13 protein-coding genes and 1 pseudogene are annotated in these 19,290 nt (G+C 59.8%); 4 read left to right on the top strand and 10 right to left on the bottom strand.

Features of this window, described 5'->3' with window-relative positions; all coding sequences use genetic code 11:
* Positions 1-22 precede the first annotated feature (22 nt).
* The 3 genes and pseudogenes from QNJ86_RS02185 to QNJ86_RS02190 all read right to left on the bottom strand — a co-directional run bounded on the left by QNJ86_RS02185 (position 23) and on the right by QNJ86_RS02190 (position 2,999).
* Entirely contained in the window at positions 23-2,695 is a 2,673-nt protein-coding gene (locus QNJ86_RS02185) for a leucine-rich repeat protein (protein WP_347278110.1), read from the bottom strand.
* Positions 2,696-2,773: 78 nt separating this feature from the next.
* Positions 2,774-2,851, bottom strand: a pseudogene (locus tag QNJ86_RS13865) (hypothetical protein); the annotation flags it as partial.
* The gene (locus QNJ86_RS02190; protein WP_283830937.1) at positions 2,826-2,999 is read right to left on the bottom strand and encodes a hypothetical protein; all 174 of its coding nucleotides are present in this window, start codon (positions 2,997-2,999) and stop codon (positions 2,826-2,828) included. The pseudogene QNJ86_RS13865 and the gene QNJ86_RS02190, both read right to left, overlap by 26 nt.
* Positions 3,000-4,140: 1,141 nt before the next feature.
* Between QNJ86_RS02190 and QNJ86_RS02195 the strand changes: the two genes are divergently transcribed.
* A complete protein-coding gene (locus tag QNJ86_RS02195; protein ID WP_283830938.1) occupies positions 4,141-5,451 on the top strand; it encodes an MFS transporter in 1,311 nt (436 codons plus the stop codon).
* Positions 5,452-5,534: 83 nt separating this feature from the next.
* Here the strand turns inward: QNJ86_RS02195 and uvrB are convergent, their stop codons facing one another.
* The 3 genes from uvrB to mnmA form a co-directional block, all read right to left on the bottom strand.
* A complete protein-coding gene (gene uvrB, locus QNJ86_RS02200; RefSeq protein WP_283830939.1) occupies positions 5,535-7,685 on the bottom strand; it encodes an excinuclease ABC subunit UvrB in 2,151 nt (716 codons plus the stop codon).
* A gap of 192 nt (positions 7,686-7,877) precedes the next feature.
* On the bottom strand, positions 7,878-8,477 hold the full coding sequence (gene coaE, locus QNJ86_RS02205) for a dephospho-CoA kinase (RefSeq protein ID WP_283830940.1): 600 nt from the start codon (positions 8,475-8,477) through the stop codon (positions 7,878-7,880).
* Positions 8,474-9,541: a tRNA 2-thiouridine(34) synthase MnmA gene (gene mnmA, locus QNJ86_RS02210; RefSeq protein ID WP_283830941.1), complete on the bottom strand. Its 1,068-nt coding sequence runs from the start codon at positions 9,539-9,541 to the stop codon at positions 8,474-8,476. Before mnmA ends, coaE begins: the two co-directional genes overlap by 4 nt.
* A gap of 286 nt (positions 9,542-9,827) precedes the next feature.
* Here mnmA and QNJ86_RS02215 point away from each other — a divergent pair, with 286 nt between their 5' ends.
* A complete protein-coding gene (locus tag QNJ86_RS02215; RefSeq protein WP_283830942.1) occupies positions 9,828-11,807 on the top strand; it encodes an acyltransferase family protein in 1,980 nt (659 codons plus the stop codon).
* A gap of 143 nt (positions 11,808-11,950) precedes the next feature.
* On the opposite strand, the gene rpsA is transcribed toward QNJ86_RS02215, so the two are convergent.
* The 3 genes from rpsA to QNJ86_RS02230 form a co-directional block, all read right to left on the bottom strand.
* The gene (gene rpsA, locus QNJ86_RS02220; RefSeq protein WP_283830943.1) at positions 11,951-13,189 is read right to left on the bottom strand and encodes a 30S ribosomal protein S1; all 1,239 of its coding nucleotides are present in this window, start codon (positions 13,187-13,189) and stop codon (positions 11,951-11,953) included.
* A 266-nt stretch (positions 13,190-13,455) separates the two neighbouring features.
* On the bottom strand, positions 13,456-16,383 hold the full coding sequence (locus QNJ86_RS02225) for an EAL domain-containing protein (protein ID WP_283830944.1): 2,928 nt from the start codon (positions 16,381-16,383) through the stop codon (positions 13,456-13,458).
* Positions 16,384-16,536: 153 nt separating this feature from the next.
* On the bottom strand, positions 16,537-16,971 hold the full coding sequence (locus QNJ86_RS02230; protein ID WP_283830945.1) for a Fur family transcriptional regulator: 435 nt from the start codon (positions 16,969-16,971) through the stop codon (positions 16,537-16,539).
* 192 nt (positions 16,972-17,163) lie between these two features.
* Between QNJ86_RS02230 and QNJ86_RS02235 the strand changes: the two genes are divergently transcribed.
* Complete coding sequence (locus tag QNJ86_RS02235) at positions 17,164-17,679, top strand: GNAT family N-acetyltransferase (protein ID WP_283830946.1); 516 nt, start codon at positions 17,164-17,166, stop codon at positions 17,677-17,679.
* A 151-nt stretch (positions 17,680-17,830) separates the two neighbouring features.
* Positions 17,831-18,004 (top strand): YegP family protein, encoded by a 174-nt coding sequence (locus QNJ86_RS02240; protein ID WP_283830947.1) that lies wholly within the window; start codon positions 17,831-17,833, stop codon positions 18,002-18,004.
* A 133-nt stretch (positions 18,005-18,137) separates the two neighbouring features.
* Here the strand turns inward: QNJ86_RS02240 and QNJ86_RS02245 are convergent, their stop codons facing one another.
* The gene (locus QNJ86_RS02245) at positions 18,138-19,190 is read right to left on the bottom strand and encodes an inorganic phosphate transporter (protein ID WP_283830948.1); all 1,053 of its coding nucleotides are present in this window, start codon (positions 19,188-19,190) and stop codon (positions 18,138-18,140) included.
* Positions 19,191-19,290: the final 100 nt, after the last annotated feature.

Raw genomic sequence — 19,290 nt, forward strand, 5'->3', positions numbered from 1 at the left:
TCTTGGATCGTTCGTTGTATTTTTAAAGGCAGAAGCAGGGACACACTCCATAAAAACTCGTAGCGTGATTGTTGTCGCCGGGGTTTCCTTCCGAGTTCACCCGAAGGAAGCTCAAGAAGGTATTCGGATTAACAGAGCGCTCCCACCAAATGACGCCAACCGAAGAAGCTGCTGCTTCAGCATCTTTTTGGTATACCTTCTTGAGACATTCGTTTACATTGTTGTTTTGATCCACCTTGCCATGCCAGTAAGCATATTGTGTGCCCTCTTGAGCCGACCAAGGATAGTCGGAAGCCCAATAACTGGCTTCAACAAGCTCGGAGTAGCTCGCAAGGAAAAGCTTGTCGTTGGAAGTGATGGTTGTAGAGGTATTCTCCTGGCTGTCAGGCTGGTATTTCTTCTTGACAACCTCGATGGAGTTTTGCAGATCTTCGGGGACTTGGCTCCAGATGGTGTTGGTATCCTCGCCATAAGGAACAATGTCAATTCCGGGGTTCATGTTTGCGCGGAGTTCGCTAGTACCCCAGCCGCCGGCGTTGGTCTTCTCATAACTATTCATCTGGTAGCCCTCAGTTCCAAATAGGTTTTTAAACTGGAACGTAAGACCAGCTTTGCTGCCGGATATCTTATCGTCATGGAAAACTCCGATAATGCGCAAGTCGTATGTTCGACCATCGTTCCATGTTGACTTGCACACGTACTTAGTATCATCAGTGGCGAAAGCTGCGTACATGTCGTAGTACAAGGAACCCGTCCCTTTTCGGGAAATATCTTTAGCATGTGTTTTAACATCATCGAGAGAATAAATCTGATTCGGAGTTACCGAGATGTCTTCGAGGTAAAAATCGGCATTTTTAGTACCATTGCCCGATGGCTTGAACGTAAAGCTTTCGAACGTACACATGACCGTAGCGAGGGGTTTTGGATCACTACTGCCATTCGCTACTCCTTCTATCACTTGAGCATTTGCCAGAGCGAGATCGTTCGTCAGGTTCAAACGGAAGGTATAGGAAGCCCAAGATTCGGGGCCCATACCGAAGGCTGCTTTATCAGATTCAGCAAGAGTGACGTTATTCACACCCGCCCCATAGCCGAAGTCTACAGCTGCACCTTCATTATTTTGGGGATAGAGGCTAAAAATACTTTGAGTATCAAGGCTTCTTGCAGGGTCATTTGTTTCGATGAAGCTTTCCGTGGAGGTGTTTTCACATGCAATACTATCAAGTTGTACAGCAAGACCAACGGAGTTGTTTTTGAAGACCGCAGAGCCAGTAGCACAGTCGGGCTTTGTTGCCACATCATAGCCGCTACCTTCTCCAAGGATAACCTGCGTGGGGGCAGAGACGTTGATTTGGAGATCGCGGGGATTAGCGAGGTAGGCTCCAGGAAGGGAGGTGCTGGCATCGAAAAGGGCAATGTCGGCCTCAGCATTGGGGTTTGGGGAGACTTCTACGGTGCGGGTTGCGCGAGTGAGTTCGACATCGTCGAGGGTAAGAATTGCGGTGATGTCAGAAGTGCCGGCTTTCTTGGCTGAGACAGTGCCGGCATCCACCGACAAGGGAGCGGCAGCGTAGGAGTAGGAAGCCTCAATGGGATCGGGAACTTCCAGGCTGCCGCCTTCTAGCAGGTTGGCTTCCTGGCCCGCTTCGATGGCGAGGGGTTCTTCGGAGAGAGTGATGCCGTAGGGCATGAGGTGGTTACCATCAGCAGGAAGACCTGGGTTCCAGGAGTCCTCGGAACCGGAGGGGATGTAGATCGAAACATTAGTGCAGCCTGCGAGGACATCACTTGCGACCTCGGGAGTGCCGAGGGCGACCATGCGATTAAGTGATGAACAGGATGCGAAGGCGCGGGAGCCGATGGACTCTATGCTGGCAGGAAGCCAGATGTCCTTGAGAGAGGTGGCTTCGAAGGCTCGCTCCCCTATCTCGCGGAGGGTGTTTGGAAACTCGATGGTTGATAGGTTCGCGCAGCCGGCGAAGGCTCCGTTGTTGATGGTGGTGATAGTGGTTGGAAGTTTGATACTGGTGAGGGAGCCGCGGTTCGCGAAGGCGTTTTCGGCTATGGTGCTCACGCGATAAGGGACGCCGTTGATCTCGGTGGAGACGGGGATTTCAAGGTCAGCCTCGGGATCATCTTTGCCTTGCCAGGAGACGGAGAGGGTGTAGTCATCAAGCAGGGTGTAGGTGAGGCCAGTGGCTTCGTTGGCGCTGTCTTGGTTTGTGGTTGAGCCGGGCTTGGCGGGTTCAGCGAAGTTCTTAAAGCCGGCTTGCTCCCAGGTTGCCTTGCGGGCTTCGTAGTCTTGGCCTGCCGGGAGGGCTACCACTGCTGTTGCTTTGGTTTCATCCGTGAAGGCTGTGGGGTCGATCTTTTGGACAGTGCCCAGGGCAGTGATGGATGCGAGGTCTTTGCAGCCAGCAAGAGCATCTTTGTCGATGGTTTCTGTTTCAGCAGGAATCACGATGGAGGCACCAACGCCTGCAGGACAGGCTACCAGGGTCTTCATATCCTTGCTGTAGAGGATGCCGTCGTAAGAGGTAAACGTGGCACTGTCCCCGACCAGGAGCCGAGAGAGGCTGCTGCACCGGGAAAATGCAGCAGCAGGGACAAGGGTGGTCTGGTCGGGGAGAGAAGCAGCGCCCTCCTTGCCCTCGGGAATGAGCAGGAGTTGCGAGTAGTCTTTGGTAAAGAGCATGTCGTCAAACGAGACAAAGCCCTCACACTTGGGGCTTATTTGGACATGCTTGAGCGACGGGCAGTTTACGAGTGCACCGTCGTCGATATGTTGGATTGTTTCGGGAAGGGAGAGTGACTCTACAGAAGAGTCAGTGAATGCCCCCCCCCCCCGCAAGGTTTTTGAGGGTAGTCACCGTATAGGTGTCACTACCACTAGCTACCTGGGTGGGGACGGAGATGGTTTTGAGATCGGTGGCGTGGATGCCAACAAGAGAAACGGACGTACCGTCTTCGTTCACTTCGAAGATAAGACCTTCGGACACAAAGGTGCCAAGAGTTGCTTTGGGGGTTCCTTGAACAAGAGGCAGAGCGCCTGTGGTTTGAGAATCAAGTGCAGGGGTGTAGGTGCTAGGTAATCCGGCGGAGGTCGCGCCTTGGGTATCTCCTTGGGAGATAAGAGGCTCAGAAAGCCCCCCCCCCCCGGAGATTTTCGGCTTCAGCACCAAAGGCTGTTACCGTACCCGAAAACGCGAGGCTCGCGACCAGAACGACAGAGACAGCCGCGTTTGCGACGGTCTTGCCGTGTGTGCGATTGCTTGTCAGCCGCATGGTAATCGCTTCCTCACTTCGTTTCGGTTTACAACGTATCCGGCATACGTACATGCCGAGTTCCCCAGACTAGTGCCCGGGATGGATATATTCGACAGTATAGCTACAGTTTCCATTTTGCAAAGGGGGCAATTTTGGAAAACTCTTGGGAGACTTCTCGCTAACGCCGCACGGGATCCTTCGACTCCGGCGGCTTCGCCGCCTGCGCTCAGGATGACAACCAGGGGCAATGCTTCGCTGCAAACGTGCTGTTCACCCGCTTGTTTTGTTGCTCGCCATGCAACAAAAGTGTGACGCGCTTCGCGCTATCGAATACGCTAAAAATTGCTGCCTTCCCTATCTTTATGACGAGGGCAATTCCACACAACTTACCAGGTTGTGTTCTCCGCCTACGGCGGAGCGGATGCATCCCTAAAGGGACTAGGCGCTGCGCGCCGTCGCTGTTGCATCCCTACGCAGGTTATCCTTCTAGTCAGACCTCGCCTACAAACTAGTCAGCCCGCGTCGTAAGGTTAGGGATGTAGAGTACTCTTGGCGTAATAGATAGCGCGTAAGCGCGTCACTTTTTTACAGGGCGGTGCGCGGCGGTGCGCGGCGCGGCACATTTCTGAGCCAGTACCCGCGCCATTTTGCCCGGGTGACAAACCACTTCGTCCGTGGTAGACTGGGCAGCCCTTGTTGCTTTCGATCCAAGGAGCTCTGTTTTTGATGGCTGGACAGCTGTATTTCTAAGACGCGTGCCTCCGCAACGCGTAGTTTCCCTTTTCAGCTTCAATTCCAACCGGAGTAGGTAGCGCAACCGACGGTGCTACCGCATGCTGAAACCACCCAACCATCGTATACAAGGAGCTTTTCATGAACGAGTCCCCTGCGCCTTTGAGCGCTGCGGGCCAGCCGCTTCCGAAGCGCTGGCTTGCCATCATTGTTACCATCTGGGCTGGCCAGGCTGTTTCCATGGTTACCAGCTACGCCGCTGGTTACGCGGCCGTATGGTACGTTACCGAAACCACCGGCAGTGCGCTTGCGCTTGCCATTGCGGCCATCTGCGCGTATCTGCCGCAGGGCCTGCTCTCGCCCTTCGGCGGCGTAATTGCCGACAAGTACAACCGCAAAACGGTCATGATTGTGGCCGACCTCGGCATTGGCGTGGTGTCACTCGTGCTGGGCTTCATCATCCTCATGGGGCACGTGACGTTCGGCCTCATTTTGTTCATGGTGGTGGTGCGCAGCCTGGGGCAGGCGTTCCACGGACCAGCCATGATGGCCGCCATGCCGCTGCTTGTGCCCGAGAAGCACCTGCTGCGCATCAACACGCTTGACCAGCTGCTTATGAGCGTGGCCTCCGTTGGCGCGCCGGCGTTCGGCATCTTTCTGTACACTACGCTGGGCTTCCACTCCGTCATGTTCCTGGACTTCTTCGGTGCCGTGGCCGCGGTGGCGGGCCTTGCGCTGGCGAAGATTCCCACCGTGCACGACGCAACCACTGACGATCAGAACGTGTTTCAGAACATGCGCGACGGGTGGAAGGCACTGTCGTCCACGCGCGGGCTGGTTATTCTCATTGCGGGCATTACCGTGGGCATGATGGCGTTTGCCCCACTGGGCGCCGTGTTCCCGCTTATGACGTACGACCACTTTGGTGGCGATGGTTACATGGCCTCGCTTGTGGAGGCGGCGTTTGGCATCGGCATGATTGTGGGGTCGGTGCTACTCATGGCGTGGGGTGGCGGCAAGCGACTCGCCGGGCTCATTGCCGTGGCGGCGCTCATTGTGGGTGTAACCACGTCGACCTGCGGGTTCTTGACGCCGGACATGTTCCCCGCGTTCGCCGTACTGTGCGCGGTGATGGCCATGGCGTGCGCCTGGTTTAACGGACCGCTTATCACGCTGGTGCAGAAGAACGTGCCGGCGGAGAAAACCGGCCGCGCTCTGGGATTCACCACGGCTGCGCTTGGTTTGGCCTCACCCGTGGGCATTGCTTTTGGCGGCATGCTGGCCGAAGCCATCGGTATCGCACCGTTCTTCATGGTGGACGGCCTTGTGTGTATTGTGCTGGGCCTGCTGGTGTACCTGCCGAAGAGTGTGCGCGCCCTTGACCACAACGAGGATGCTGCCGCTGAGGCGGGGATGCCGGAAGTCGCCGACACCACCGTCTCGCGCGACTAGGCGTAACGCGACACTAGTGGAGGGGAGCGGGCAACCACTGCGGTCACCCGCTCCCCTCTTCGTGAGTTCTTACCCGCCGCTTTTTACGAGCGGCGACTGCTTCCGTAGGCGGCGTTTTTGCGGTTGCCGAATGCGCTGCCCTTGCGGGCATTCTTCTTCAGGCTTTTCAGCACGTCGTCTTCGCTTGAGCCCTCCACGCTTGCGCGCAGCTTAACCACCTGGTCGCGCAGGCGCGCCGCTTCTTCGAAGTCCATGTTTTGCGAGGCGGAGGCCATCTCGTCTTCCATTGACTGAATGATGCGCAGCACCTCTTCACGCGAGAGGGCGGCCAGCTCTTTGTTCACCTGCTCAGCCGTGGTATTGCCCACCTCGTCGGTTACGTATTCCATAATGTCATTGATGGCCTTGCGGATAGTTTGCGGCTCGATGCCGTGATCTTGGTTGAACTTCATTTGTATGGCACGGCGGCGCGTGGTTTCGTCGATGGCCAGGCGCATGGAGTCGGTAATTTTGTCCGCATACATGATGACCTGGCCCGACACGTTGCGGGCTGCGCGGCCGATGGTCTGGATGAGCGAGCGGTGGTTGCGCAGGAAGCCCTCTTTATCCGCATCCAAGATGGCCACCAGCGACACCTCGGGCAAGTCCAAGCCCTCGCGCAACAGGTTGATGCCCACCAGCACGTCAAACTTGCCCTGGCGCAACTCGCGCAGAATCTCAACGCGCTCAAGCGTGGCAATGTCTGAGTGCATATAGCGCGCCTTCACACCCTGGTCGAGTAAGTGGTCAGTCAGGTCTTCGGCCATCTTCTTCGTAAGCGTGGTTATGAGCACGCGCTCGTCGCGGGCGGCGCGTTCCTTCGCCTCGTCAATGATGTCGTCAATCTGCGAGGCCGAACTGCGCACGATAATCTCGGGGTCAAGCAGGCCGGTGGGGCGAATGATCTGCTCCACCTGTTGCTGGCTCACCTTCTGCTCGTAGTCGCCCGGCGTGGCCGACACGTACACGAACTGCGGGATACGCTCTTCGAATTCATCGAAGCGCAGCGGGCGGTTGTCTAGGCAGCTAGGCAGGCGGAACCCGTGCTCGGCCAGCGTGATTTTGCGCGAGCGGTCGCCCTCGTGCATGCCGCGAATTTGTGGCACCGTGACGTGGCTCTCGTCGATGATGCACAAGAAGTCTTTCGGGAAGTAGTCGATGAGCGTGTAGGGCGGCTCGCCCGGCTGGCGCCCGTCGATGTGGCGCGAGTAGTTCTCAATGCCGGAGCAGAAGCCCATCGTCTCCATCATTTCCAGGTCGTAGTTCGTGCGCATTTCCAGGCGCTGCGCTTCCAGGAGCTTGCCTTCCTCCTTGAACTGTTGCAGACGTTCGCGCAGTTCATCGCGGACGGTACCCAACGCGCGATCCATCTTCGGGCGCGTGGCCACGTAGTGCGACGCCGGCCAGATGGGCAGCGCCTCGAACTCGTTCAGCACCTCGCCGGTGACGTTGTCAATTTCGGTGATGGCCTCAATTTCGTCGCCCCAAAAGTCGATGCGCACGGGGTTGTCGGCGTAGGGCGGGAACACATCAAGCGAGTCGCCGCGCACGCGGAAGGTGCCGCGTACCAGATCGTAGTCGTTGCGGTCGTATTGAATGTCAATCAGTTCGTGGATGACGTCGTCGCGATCCATTTCCTTCTGCTTGTCCACGAACACAGCCATGCCGGCGTAGTCCATCGGGCTGCCGATGCCGTAGATGCAGCTGACCGACGCCACCACAATGCAGTCGCGCCGCGACAGCAGCGCAGAGGTGGCCGCGTGGCGCAGCTTCTCCACCTCTTCGTTGATGGAGGCATCCTTTTCGATGAATGTGTCGGATGAGGGCACGTAGGCTTCGGGCTGGTAGTAGTCGTAGTACGACACGAAGTACACCACGGCGTTGTTCGGGAAGAATTCCTTGAGTTCGCTTGCCAACTGGGCGGCCAGCGTCTTGTTCGGCGCCATGACCAGCGTAGGCTTTTGCACCGCCTCAATAGTTTTTGCCATGGTGAAGGTTTTGCCCGAGCCGGTAACGCCAAGCAGCGTCTGGTAGCGCAGGCCTTCCTCAATGCCGCGCGCCAACTTCTCGATGGCCTGCGGCTGGTCGCCCGCCGGCTCGTAGGGGGACACCGATTCAAAGGGCGTGGTGGCCAGCCGTACCTCGGGCAGCTTACCTTCCATCTCAATACCCTCAATGTTAGAAAGATGCGCCATGATGCTCCTTCCGAGACAAAGCGCCACGCCGCGCCCACAACCCGCGCGGCGATCAGAAGCTCATAAGGCACCCAGTGTAGCACAGCCGCTGCAATATGAACAGATGTTCGTGAAGAAACTGTTATTCGCCGTCGACAAAAAACAAGGGCGCCAACCAGCGGCGCCCTCCCTGTACCAGAATTGTCCGAATCCCTACAGATCCTTGCTGTACGTTCCCCACCAGGCTATGACCTGGTTGCGGAGTTCTTCGGGGGTGCCGTCGTTGTTGAAGACGACGTCGGCGGCTTCGATGCGGTCGGCATCGGTGATTTGGCGGGCGATGCGGCGGCGCACGTCCTGCTCGTCGAAGCCGGAGGCCACGGCGCGCTCAATACGCAGGTCGAGCGGAGCCAGCACGGCAATAACCACGTCGGCGTCATACGCGAGCGACGATGTACGGTTTTTGAACACGGAATACTCCACCACCACGGCCTTGTTGCCGGCGGCAGACAGTTCGGCCACCTGGTCTCGGTAGGCGTCCTCGATGCGCGGCACCGTGATGCGATTCAGCTTGCGCGTTTCGGCGGGGCTCACGAACGCCTTGTGCGCGAGCGCCTTGCGGTCCACTTCGCCTTCCGCATTCATGATGTCGGCGCCGAACGTTTCGACAAGCTCTTCCTTCACGGTGTCCCAGGTGAGCACGTCGTGGCCCACCTTGTCCAGGTCGATGAACGGCAGCCCGGCATCCACGAGGGCTTTGCGGGCCGTCGACTTGCCAGCACCCATGCCACCTATGATGAACAGCTTTTTCATACCGATGCTACCTCCTGAATCATGCCGCCTCCGAGCACGGTGGCCCCTTCGTAGAGCACGGCGTACTGGCCCGGCGCCGTCGTTGGCTGGGGTTCGCGCAGCGCAAGGCGCACCCCGCCCGCGGGTTCGGGTTCTATGATACACGCAACGGCACGGCTCCGGTAGCGCAGTTTCACGCTGGCGGCGCGCGGCGCGTCCAAACGCTCAAAGGCCTGCCAGTTCGCGTGCGCCAGGTGCACGGAGCGAATGCGCGCTTCGTCGGCGAACCCCACCACCAGCTCGTTGGTGGCCACGCGCTTTTCCACTACGTAATACGGCTCGGGCGCGGCCACGCCAATGCCTTTGCGCTGCCCCACCGTGTAGTTGGAAAGACCCTCGTGGCGGCCCACTTCGCGGCCCGCGCCATCAACGATGGGGCCCGGCTCGTCGCGCACGCCGCGCTCACGCAAGAAGGCGCGGTAGTCGGTGGTGAAGCAGAGGTCCTGGCTTTCGGGCTTTTCAGCCACGGGAAGCTCCCAGTCCGCAGCCCGGATGCGGACTTCAACCTTCGTCATGCCGCCAAGCGGCAGCAAAAGGCGCGCCAGCTGGTCTTGGGAGAGTAGCGCCAGCATGTAGCTTTGGTCTTTGCGCTCGTCGAGCGCCGTTTTCACCACGTAGCGGCCGGAATCGGTCAGCTGCGCTATGCGCGCGTAGTGGCCGGTGGCCACCTTCTGGCAGCCCAGTTCATCGGCCGCTTGCAGCAGTGCGGGAAGCTTGCAGGAGGCATTGCAGCCCACGCACGGGCTGGGCGTGAGGCCACACCCGCACGCCGCAGCAAAGGGCGCGGCCACCGCGTGCTCGAACGCTGCCGTACAGTCGCGCACCACGTGGGGCACCCCCAGACACGCACACACAGAGGCGGCATCGGCCGCGGCGGCATCGGCAGACGCGTCGTCCTGAAAGCGGCAGGTCACGCCCACCACTTCGTAGCCGGCCTGCATCAGCAGCGCAGCGCACACCGCGCTGTCCACGCCGCCACTCATGCCCACCGCAACGCGCTGCACGCCTTCACTCACGTCCGCCATACCCCTGCCTTTCTTCGCCCGCACACCCCGCCGCGCGCGGAGCCTTTCAACCCGCCCAGTATAAAGGAAGAGCGCATGAAAACACCGCGCGCCTCCCCCGCAGAACGACAACTGGCGGCTCAACCTTATATGTCAGCCCCCTGCTGTATGTTAACAATTCGTGGAGGGTCTTCGCAGACGGGGCCTGCGGCGCTATGATGCGCTTTTGGTAACGGGAGGAAAACGCCGTGCCCCCACGTTCCGCGCTTCGGCGCACACGATGCGATAACCAGGGAGGATAGGCTGCATGCCGGGCTCGAAATCGCGCTACATACCCGCGCTTGATGGTTTGCGCGCGCTGGCCGTGCTGGCCGTTATCGCCTATCACATGCATATGCCCTGGGCCCCGGGCGGCCTTCTGGGCGTCACGGTGTTCTTCGTGCTGTCGGGCTACCTTATTACCAGCCTACTGCTTATTGAGCACGACAACACGAGCACCATCGACCTGCCGCACTTTTGGCTACGCCGCGTCCGGCGGCTCGTGCCTGCCATCGTGTTCGTGGTGGTGTGCACAGCGGCGCTCTGCACGCTGTTCAACCACGAGCTGCTAACGAAGATGCGCCCCGACGTGCTACCATCGCTGCTCTTCTTCAACAACTGGTGGCAGATATTCCATGACGTGTCGTACTTCGAGGCGTTGGGCTCGCCCTCGCCGCTGGCGCACTTTTGGTCGCTCGCCATTGAGGAGCAGTTCTACCTCGTGTGGCCGGTCGCCCTGCTGGTTTCGCTGAAAGCCGGTGCGAAGAAAACCACGCTGCGCAACGCCACGCTGGTGTTGGCGGCGCTGTCGGCGCTTGAGATGGCGCTTCTGTTCGACCCCACCGCCGACCCCAGCCGCGTGTACTATGGCACCGACACGCGCGCGTTCTCCCTGCTCATTGGCGCATGGCTGGCCTTCGCGTGGCCGTCGCACCAGCTGGGCGCACAAGGCAGCGTGAAGCTGTCGAAGCGCGTGCGCACGGTGCTTGACGTGGTGGGCGTCGGCGCGCTGGTGGGCGTGGTACTAATGATGGCGTTTTCGAACGGGTTCTCGCCGTTTCTGTATGAAGGCGGGCTGGTGCTGTGTTCGGCGCTAACGGCCGTAGTCATTGCCGTAATGGTGCACCCGGCCAGCCTTCTAGGGCGCGCGGCGGGGGCGGCCCCGCTCGTGTGGATTGGTAAGCGCTCGTATGGCATTTACCTGTGGCATTATCCGCTGCTTTTGCTCATGGATCCGGGCGGCGTGGGCGAGGTGCCCTGGTGGCTGCGCCTGGTGCAGGTGGCCGTGGTGTTTGCGTGCGCGGCGTTTTCGTACCGCTTTGTGGAAGACCCCATTCGCCACGGAGCCATCGGGCGCTTCGTGAGTCGTGTGCGTGCGCACGAGGTGGCGCCGCAGCGTTGGCTTCAGAAGCATGCTGCGCAGGGAATTGGGTGTGTTGCACTGGTGCTGGTGGCCGCCGGAGGACTGGCGCTCGTACCGCCGACGTCGAGTGTGGAAGGCGCTGAACTGCTGAAACAGGAGGAACCGCACGATACGAACGCCGCCGCAGCCGACGCGAAGCAGGCACTGGCCGACAGCGTCATAAACGACCCACCCGCCGACCAACCCGCGAACACGCCGCCCGAAAAACCACGGCTCGATGTGCTGATGATTGGCGACTCCGTGTCGGTGCGCGCCATACCGGTATTTGACGAGGTGTTCCCCTTCGGCGCCATTGACGCTGCCATCAACCGGCAAATCTACGTGGGGCGCGAGGTGTACGACGCGTACAAGGACCAGGATATTGTGGGTGGGCTGGTAGTGTTCGCGCTGGGAACCAACGGTCTGGCCACCGACGAGGAATTGGATGCGCTGGTGGCTGACGTGGGGCCGGACAAGCAGATATGGTTCATCAACACGCGCAGTCCGCGCGATTGGGTGCAAGCGACCAACGAGGCCTTAGCCCGCGCCGCCGAGCGCTACGAGAATGTGCACCTCATCGACTGGTTCGCGGCAAGCGAGGGTCGCGACGAGCTGTTCGACGGCGACGGCACCCACCTTACCGACGAGGGCGCGCGGTTCTACATCGACCTCGTACGCGAAGCCCTGGGCGACCGCCTCCCCCAACATGCCGAGGGCGACCGGAATGCCCTGGATGCTGCGCAGGAGGAACCCGTGGGCGACGCACAGGAAAAACCTGTGGAATCGGATGCGGAGCCGGAAGATCCCACTGCGGAACCCGAGCCTACGGGAGAAGAAACCGCGTAGGTACCTGCGTTTTTGCGCTTCGCGCGAACGGGCGGTTCGTGAACCGCCCCTACGTGGCATCCCGAAATTATTCAGCACGTCCCGCGCAAAAAAGGAGCCGACCCTTGGGCCGGCTCCTTTTGGTAACTCGTTTTTCAGGAAGGTTATTCCGCGGGGGTTTCCTCGGCGGGGGCCTCTTCGGCAGCAGCCTCGGCAGCCGGGGCTTCTTCCTTCTTTTCGGCCTTCTTCTTGGCCGGCTTCTCTTCCACCTGGATGGACTCGTCAACTTCAATCTCGAAGCCCAGTTCCTCGGCAGCAGCCTTCATGGACAGGGAGATACGGCGACGCTCGGGGTTGATCTCCATGACCTTCACCTTCACCTCGTCGCCAGCCTTCACGACCTGCGCAGGGGTGTCGATATGGCGCTGCGACATCTCGGAGATGTGCACCAGGCCCTCAATGGACTGGCCCAGCTCGATGAACGCACCAAACGGCACGATCTTCGTCACCTTGCCGTCGACGATGGTGCCCACCGGGTAGCTCTCGACGAGCTTGATCCACGGATCCTCCGTCGTCTGCTTGAGGCCGAGCGAGATACGCTCACGCTGCAGATCGACGTCGAGCACCTCGACCTCCACCTCGTCGCCCACTTTGACGACCTCGGAGGGATGGTTGACATGGTTCCAAGACAGCTCGGAGATGTGCACCAGGCCGTCGATGCCGCCCAGGTCGACGAATGCACCGAAGTCGACGATGGAGGAAACAGTGCCCTTGAGACGCATGCCCTTCGACAGCTTCGCGAGGATTTCGGCACGCTCGTTCTTGCGGCCTTCCTCAAGCAGCACGCGGCGGGACAGCACGACGTTGTTGCGGTTGCGATCCATCTCGATGACGCGCGCTTCGATCTCGGTGTTGAGGTACATGTCGAGATCCTTGACGCGACGGAGATCGACCAAAGACGCCGGCAGGAAGCCGCGCAGGCCGATGTCGAGGATGAGGCCGCCCTTGACGACTTCGATAACCTCGCCGGTAACCACTTCGCCAGCCTTGAACTTCTCTTCGACGCGAATCCAGGCACGCTCGTACTCGGCGCGCTTCTTGGAAAGAATCAGACGGCCGTCCTTGTCTTCCTTCTGCAGAACCAAAGCTTCAATCTTCTCGCCCAGTTCAACGATGTCAGACGGATCAGCGTCCTTGCGGATGGACAGCTCGCGGGAGGGAATGACGCCCTCGCTCTTGAAGCCGATGTCCACGAGCACTTCGTCGTGCTCGATTTTAACAACGGTGCCGTCGACGAGATCGCCCTCGTCAAATTCGGTCAGCGTGCCGTCAATCATCTCGTTCATCTGCTCGTCGGAGATGTCGCTGAAGTCGATGACGGACGTGTTCTTGATGTCGGTCAAAACGGACCCCTTTCAAACTTACATCGGGGACCCTTCGTCATGATTACTTGTTCACACCATGTTCGCTTTGCAAAAGCTTGCTCGCTCAGCTGTGCAACAAAACATGTCTCGGGGGCCTACATTACGTCTGCTTACCGGCGTTATCCCGATAAGCTGCATTAGTATAGCACAAGCCGCCCCCGGCTCCTTCCTCATTTTCAGGAAGCGCACGATATTAAAAATTACAAAATGAAACGCAACAGGGACCCACCCTGTTGCGCACGATATTATGCGCACGATATTTCCGAGCCGCTTTCCGAACTTTCCGGGCCGAACGCAAGGCGCTCGAACGCGTCGGGGGGCAGCGGTTTCGCAAACAGAAAGCCCTGCAGCAAGTCACACCCCGCCTCTTCCAGGAAGCGGCGCTGCTCGTCGGTTTCCACGCCTTCGGCCACCGTTTTCATGTTGAGGCGTCGCGCCAGGCCAATGACCACCGACACGATGTCGGCACCGCGCCCGCCGTCTTCGTCCACCCCCGCGTCGTCGAAGAACACGCGATCAAGTTTCAACGTGTCCACCTCCAGGTTTTTGAGCACGTTCAGCGACGAATAGCCGCTGCCAAAATCGTCCAGTGAACAGGTGTAACCCACCCGATGGATGGCGTCGATAACGTGGGTGAGCAGCTGCGGGTTGTCAAACACTAGCGTTTCGGTGAGTTCGAATTCGATGAGCGAGGCCGGCACGCCGCAGCGGTGGCGCACCTCCTCGAAGCGGTTGAGGAAGTGCGGGTCGCGCAGGTGCACGCGCGAGAGGTTCACCGACACCGGCACGGGGCGGCGGCGCGCGACAAGCCAGTCGTGCAGAAGAAGACATACCTGCTCAAACACGTACAAGTCAAGCTCCACAATGAAACCGTTGCGCTCGAACAGCGGGATGAAGTCGTTGGGCGGCACCAGCCCGCGCTCGGGGTCGCGCCAACGCACGAGCGCCTCGGCGCCGGCTATCACGCCGCGGCGCAGGTCAAGCTTGGGCTGGAGATACACGATGAACTCGCCAGCTTCGAGGGCCGCACGCATGCGACCTTCCACATCCTTTTCGTGGGCGAGGCGCACGCGGTCTTCGTTATTGTAGAAGCGGCATGAACTCAGCCGGCCCGTGCGCACGCCGGACGACGCCTTGCTGAGGGCCACGTTGGCGCGGTCTTGTATCTGCATCATGGGTAGCGCAGGATCGTCCACCACGTAGATGCCCGCCGTGAGCGTGAGCAGGTAGGCCTGCGCATTTCCCAAGGTGAGTCCCGCATTTGCGGCGGCGGCCACCTCTTCCACGCGCGCGGCCACACGCTCGGCTTGGTCCGCTTTCACCAGCAGGTTGAAAAGGTCGGCCGAAATGCGGGCCGCCAACTCACCTTCGCTCAGGTGTGCGTCAATACTTTCATGCACGGCGCGCAGCACGGCATCGCCCGCGTCCAGGCCGAACTGGTCGTTCACTACCTTGAACTTGTCCACGTCAAGCGCCACAAGTGCATAGGTGCCCGGCGGCGCGGCCTTCACGGCAGCACCTGCGTCGGCCTCAAAGCTGGTGCGGTTACGTCCACCGGTCACTGAGTCAACGTAGGCCAGCGTACGCAGACGCTCGGCAGCCTCTTCGGCGCGGCGGCGCTGCCGCTCGGTTTCAGTGGTGTCCAGGTACAACACCAGATACACGGGGTCACCCTCAATCCAGTCCACACAGTCCGCGTACACGCGGAAGGACGCCTTCTCGTTGGCGCGACTGATGGCCTCCACGTCGAAGGACACCGACTCGCCTCTAAGGATGCGCGAGAAGAACTGTTTCACCACGTCGGCGTTGAAATCGAGGTTTTTCTGAAACAGCTTGGCCGTCAATGGGTCGTCCACCGCACCAAAGAAGTCGACAAAGCGTTCATTGCCGTACAAAAGCTTAAGCCCCTGCGGACTTACGCGATAGCGCGCGACAAACCCGGGGAGGTTGTCGTAGGTGGCAGCCTGCTCGCGCTCGAGACGCGCCACGTCACCCAAGCTGACGGAGGCAGTTACGTGGTCGGGCGTCTCGTCTCCAACCACTTGTAGCAAACGCCCCGACAGCGCCTTTTCCAGATGGTAGCGACGCTTGCGCGCATACATTTCGGCATCGGCAGCCGCCAGTAAGGCGGAGACGTCGGACGGGCGCGCCGACCACTGAGCACCGATAGCCACGCGGTCTCCACCAGGCCCTTCGCCCTCTGTCGTACAGGGAAAGGCGCGCTCAAGTGCGGACGTCATGCGGGAGAAACTTGCTTCGTCCACGTTACGCACGAGCGCCACAAACTCATCACCGCCGATGCGGTAAAGGTCGGCACCCGGCAGCGCATCGGCCAAGGTTGCGGCGCAGGCAACGAGCACTTCGTCGCCGCACGCATGGCCGTACACATCGTTCGTCTCCTTGAGGTCATTCACATCCACAAAAGCAATACCAAGCGAGCCTTCCTTTGCCTTCTTGAGGTGCTCAAGATCCACCAAATAGCGGTTGCGGTTGTAGAGGCCGGTCAACTCGTCGTGGTAGCTCATGAGCGTGAGGCGACGCTCCGTTTCTATGCGCCTCTCCGTCATCATGAAGAAGTACGCGAGCGTTTTTAGCGGTGAAGACACATTACGCACGAGCGACCGCGCGGGGTTGTCGATACCAAGAAACCCTACCACTTTGCCATCTCGTTCAAGGGGAGCCGCCGCCACGCTATCGATGCTTTGGGCAGTGAGCGCTTCGCGGTCGGCCGATCCTAACGGTAGTGCAGCAACGTTTTCAATGATGAGGCATTCGCCGTTTTCAAGGAACGGCGCCCATCGCTCAACAATGGAGCGAGTCACACCCTGAAGGCTCTCTTTATAAGGTATTACCCCGGAAGCGCACCACTCGTGCGTGTTCGACATCAGATCGCCGTGGAAGCGCATGAGGTAGGTGCGATCGGCCTGGAAATACGCCCCGAGCGTGCTCAGCATGATGTCGGCTGCACTGTCGATATCGCACACACGATACAGCTCGTGGGCGCACCGCAGCACCATGCTTTCGGCTTCGAGTGCATTGCGCAACTCCGCTTCCCCGTTGTTGGTAAGCTGCGCGGGTGCGCTGGCGTGGAAGGACTGAGGGAGCGTGCAGTTGTCGTTTTCGTCATGCTGAGCGGGGGTGTTTCCCACAGATTCGAACACGGTGCGCGCCATCCCTCCTTTTGATTGTTTCAACGTGATCCCGTGCGGGTGGAGCGTCAAAAAACACCACCCCCCATACTATAACGTAAGGAGGGTGGTTGAAAACAGGGCTATCAAGTCGTTACCTTTACGAACGCGCAACCACGGCGCGTCGAGCGGCCCGGGCTAGCCGCGTTGGGCGGCAGCGCGGCAGTCGGCGCACACTCCGTCGAAGATGATTTCGTGGCCTTCAATGGTAAAGCCATACGAGTCGACCACCTGGGCTAACAGGTTTTCCTGATAGGGCATGTCAATGTCGAACACGCCGCCGCACACGCGACACTTCCCGTGGTAATGCGGCTCGTTAAAGAAGTCGTAGCGGTCGGCGCCGTTCGGCACCTCCACGCGCAGCACTTCCCCGCGGTTCGCCAACACGCCCAAGTTGCGATACACCGTGGCGCGCGAGATGTTCGGATGCTTCGCCCGCACGACGTCGTACACGTCGGCTGACGTGGGGTGATTATGCAGCGAACGCACCGCCTCCAGCACAAGGGCTCGCTGTATGGTGTTGCGCGTGGGCGGGGCCGCCGCACTGGTCCGCTTTCCGGTGGCTGTGCTCATAGACGCTCCTCTGATGGTCGCTTAACTGTAGTGTAAGTCAAATAGGATTATATCTCATTAGCGACCAGATGCAAGTCGCGGGTGCGGCGTGGCGCACCTCTGCGCACCGAACGGCGGCGAAATCATCCCCGGGGAGCGATGGGTGGGCGGCGGGTTGCGGTAAAGTAGAGGGGTATAAGGAAGGAGATACACATGACGATTGAGTTTGTTCCCGTGACGAGTTCTGAGGACAAGGCAGCGCTGGCCGCGCTGGCTGACGAGATTTGGCACGAGTACTGGCCGGCACTCATTGGCGAGGCGCAGACCGACTACATGGTGGAGCAGTTCCAAAGCCTTGAGGCCATCGAGCGCGACATGCGCGAGCACGCCTACGAATACTGGTTTTTGCGCGTACCGGAAGACGGGCGCATCGCGGGCTACACGGGCGGCCACGTGGAACCAGAGACGAACCGGTTCTTCATTTCGAAGATTTATCTGCGTGCCGAGGAACGCGGGCACGGGTTCGCCTCGCAGACCATTCGCTTCTACGAGGACCTGTGCCGCGAGCGCGGGCTTTCCGCGATGTATCTCACGGTGAACAAGTACAACGACCTGGGCGTACGCGCGTACAAGGGCAAGGGGTTCGAGACCATCGACTCCGTGGAAACCGACATCGGCCAGGGCTTCATCATGGACGACTTCATCATGGAGAAGCGCATCGAGGCGTAAGGCGTTTGCGGCGCGCTTGTGGCGTGCAGCGCGTGCGGCGGGCCGCGTGACTTCAAACGATGGGTGAACCGCGCCGCGCGGCCCTCTTCGCGCCCTGCTCCGGGAGTATGATTTCCGCAGCGCGAGAATACTCGGACAAAGGGAGAAGGCCATGGGTAAATTCGTTATCAAGAAGACCGGCGCGGGCTATCACTTCGTACTGAAGGCGGGAAATGGCGAGATCATCGCCACGTCTGAGACGTATAAGTCGAAGGAGTCGTGCAAAAACGGCATCGAAAGCGTGAAGAAGAACGCCCCCGACGCCGACGTGGTGGAAGAGGACTAGCGCACCTGCGCTACTGGGTTGGCGTAGGTGAGTTATTGGGAAGGCCCTGGCACGTCCGCACACGGCGGGTGCCAGGGCCTTTCTGTGTCGCGGCGTGGCCTGGTTTTTTGTTCTGCCGTCAGACCACCGAAACCTAAAAGAATGTGAGGAAGAGGTGCGTGAACGCGAACGCGAGCAAACCGCAGCCGGGGAACGTGAGTATCCAGGTGAATACCATGCGTCCGGCGAGGCCCCACTTCACGTTGCGGAGGCTTTTCTCGGCGCCCACGCCCATGATGGCCGTGGTTTTGGTGTGCGTCGTGGACACCGGCAGGCCCGTGAACGTTGCCAGGCCGATGCAGAAGCAGGCGGACAGGCACGCAGAAAAGCCCTGGTACTGCTCCATTTTCACCATGTTCATGCCCACGGACTTGATGATTTTCTTGCCGCCCACGGCCGTGCCAAGCGCCATGACGGCCGACACCAGCAGCACGAGCCAGAACGGGAACGTCACGTCGCCGCCCGACTGCCCGGTCATGGCCAGCATGATGCCAAGCATGCACAGCGACAAAAACTTCTGGCCGTCTTGCGCACCATGAAGTATTGCCACGCCCGCACCTGAGATGATTTGGGCCCACTTGAAGAATTCGTTGGCCTTGCGGCGGTTTGCATTTGCGCACGTTCGCTTGATGAGGCGCGTGAATAACCACCCGGTGCCAAACCCGAGCACCGTGGAAATGGCCAGGCCATAGACCACTTTCATCCACTCGGCACCGTTCACACCAGCAAGACCGCCCTGCAGCGCAATGGCCGCGCCGGTGATGCCCGCGATGAGCGAATGGCTTTGTGACGTGGGAATGCCGAAGTACCAGGCCACCACGCCCCACACGATGATGGCCACCATAGCAGCGGCCAGAGCGACAAGCGCCGCGTGGTTATCGCCGCCGAAGTCCACCATTTTGAAGATGGTGGCGGCCACGGCCGACGAGATCATGGTGATGCCCGCCAACCCAACGAAGTTGCAGACGGCAGCCATTGCAATGGCTGGACCGGGACGCATAGCCTTCGTACCGACAACCGTAGCGATAGCGTTCGGCGCGTCGGTTGCCCCGTTTACCACCGTAGCACCCAGCGTCAGCACCACAATAAGCGCAAGCACCGGGTCGCCCGCAAGCGCGGCGACAAACGAACCCAGATCGAAGCCCACTACCATCCCCTTTCGTTTTCCGTTAAAGAGCACTCAGAATTATAGTAGTGATTCATTGTTAAATAGGAGCAACGGGAAGATCAAGTTTAGGTAAAGTTGC

This window comes from Gordonibacter faecis (assembly GCF_030077735.1).
In the GTDB taxonomy this organism is placed as follows: Bacteria; Actinomycetota; Coriobacteriia; order Coriobacteriales; family Eggerthellaceae; genus Gordonibacter; species Gordonibacter faecis.

Bases quoted from the DNA above. Each gene is read 5' to 3' on its own strand.
- QNJ86_RS02185 (WP_347278110.1), bottom strand. From the start codon at position 2,695: ATGCTCTTTACCAAAGACTACTCGCAACTCCTGCTCATTCCCGAGGGC.
- QNJ86_RS02195 (WP_283830938.1), top strand. From the start codon at position 4,141: ATGAACGAGTCCCCTGCGCCTTTGAGCGCTGCGGGCCAGCCGCTTCCG.
- uvrB (WP_283830939.1), bottom strand. From the start codon at position 7,685: ATGGCGCATCTTTCTAACATTGAGGGTATTGAGATGGAAGGTAAGCTG.
- coaE (WP_283830940.1), bottom strand. From the start codon at position 8,477: ATGAAAAAGCTGTTCATCATAGGTGGCATGGGTGCTGGCAAGTCGACG.
- mnmA (WP_283830941.1), bottom strand. From the start codon at position 9,541: ATGGCGGACGTGAGTGAAGGCGTGCAGCGCGTTGCGGTGGGCATGAGT.
- QNJ86_RS02215 (WP_283830942.1), top strand. From the start codon at position 9,828: ATGCCGGGCTCGAAATCGCGCTACATACCCGCGCTTGATGGTTTGCGC.
- QNJ86_RS02225 (WP_283830944.1), bottom strand. From the start codon at position 16,383: ATGGCGCGCACCGTGTTCGAATCTGTGGGAAACACCCCCGCTCAGCAT.
- QNJ86_RS02230 (WP_283830945.1), bottom strand. From the start codon at position 16,971: ATGAGCACAGCCACCGGAAAGCGGACCAGTGCGGCGGCCCCGCCCACG.
- QNJ86_RS02235 (WP_283830946.1), top strand. From the start codon at position 17,164: ATGACGATTGAGTTTGTTCCCGTGACGAGTTCTGAGGACAAGGCAGCG.
- QNJ86_RS02240 (WP_283830947.1), top strand. From the start codon at position 17,831: ATGGGTAAATTCGTTATCAAGAAGACCGGCGCGGGCTATCACTTCGTA.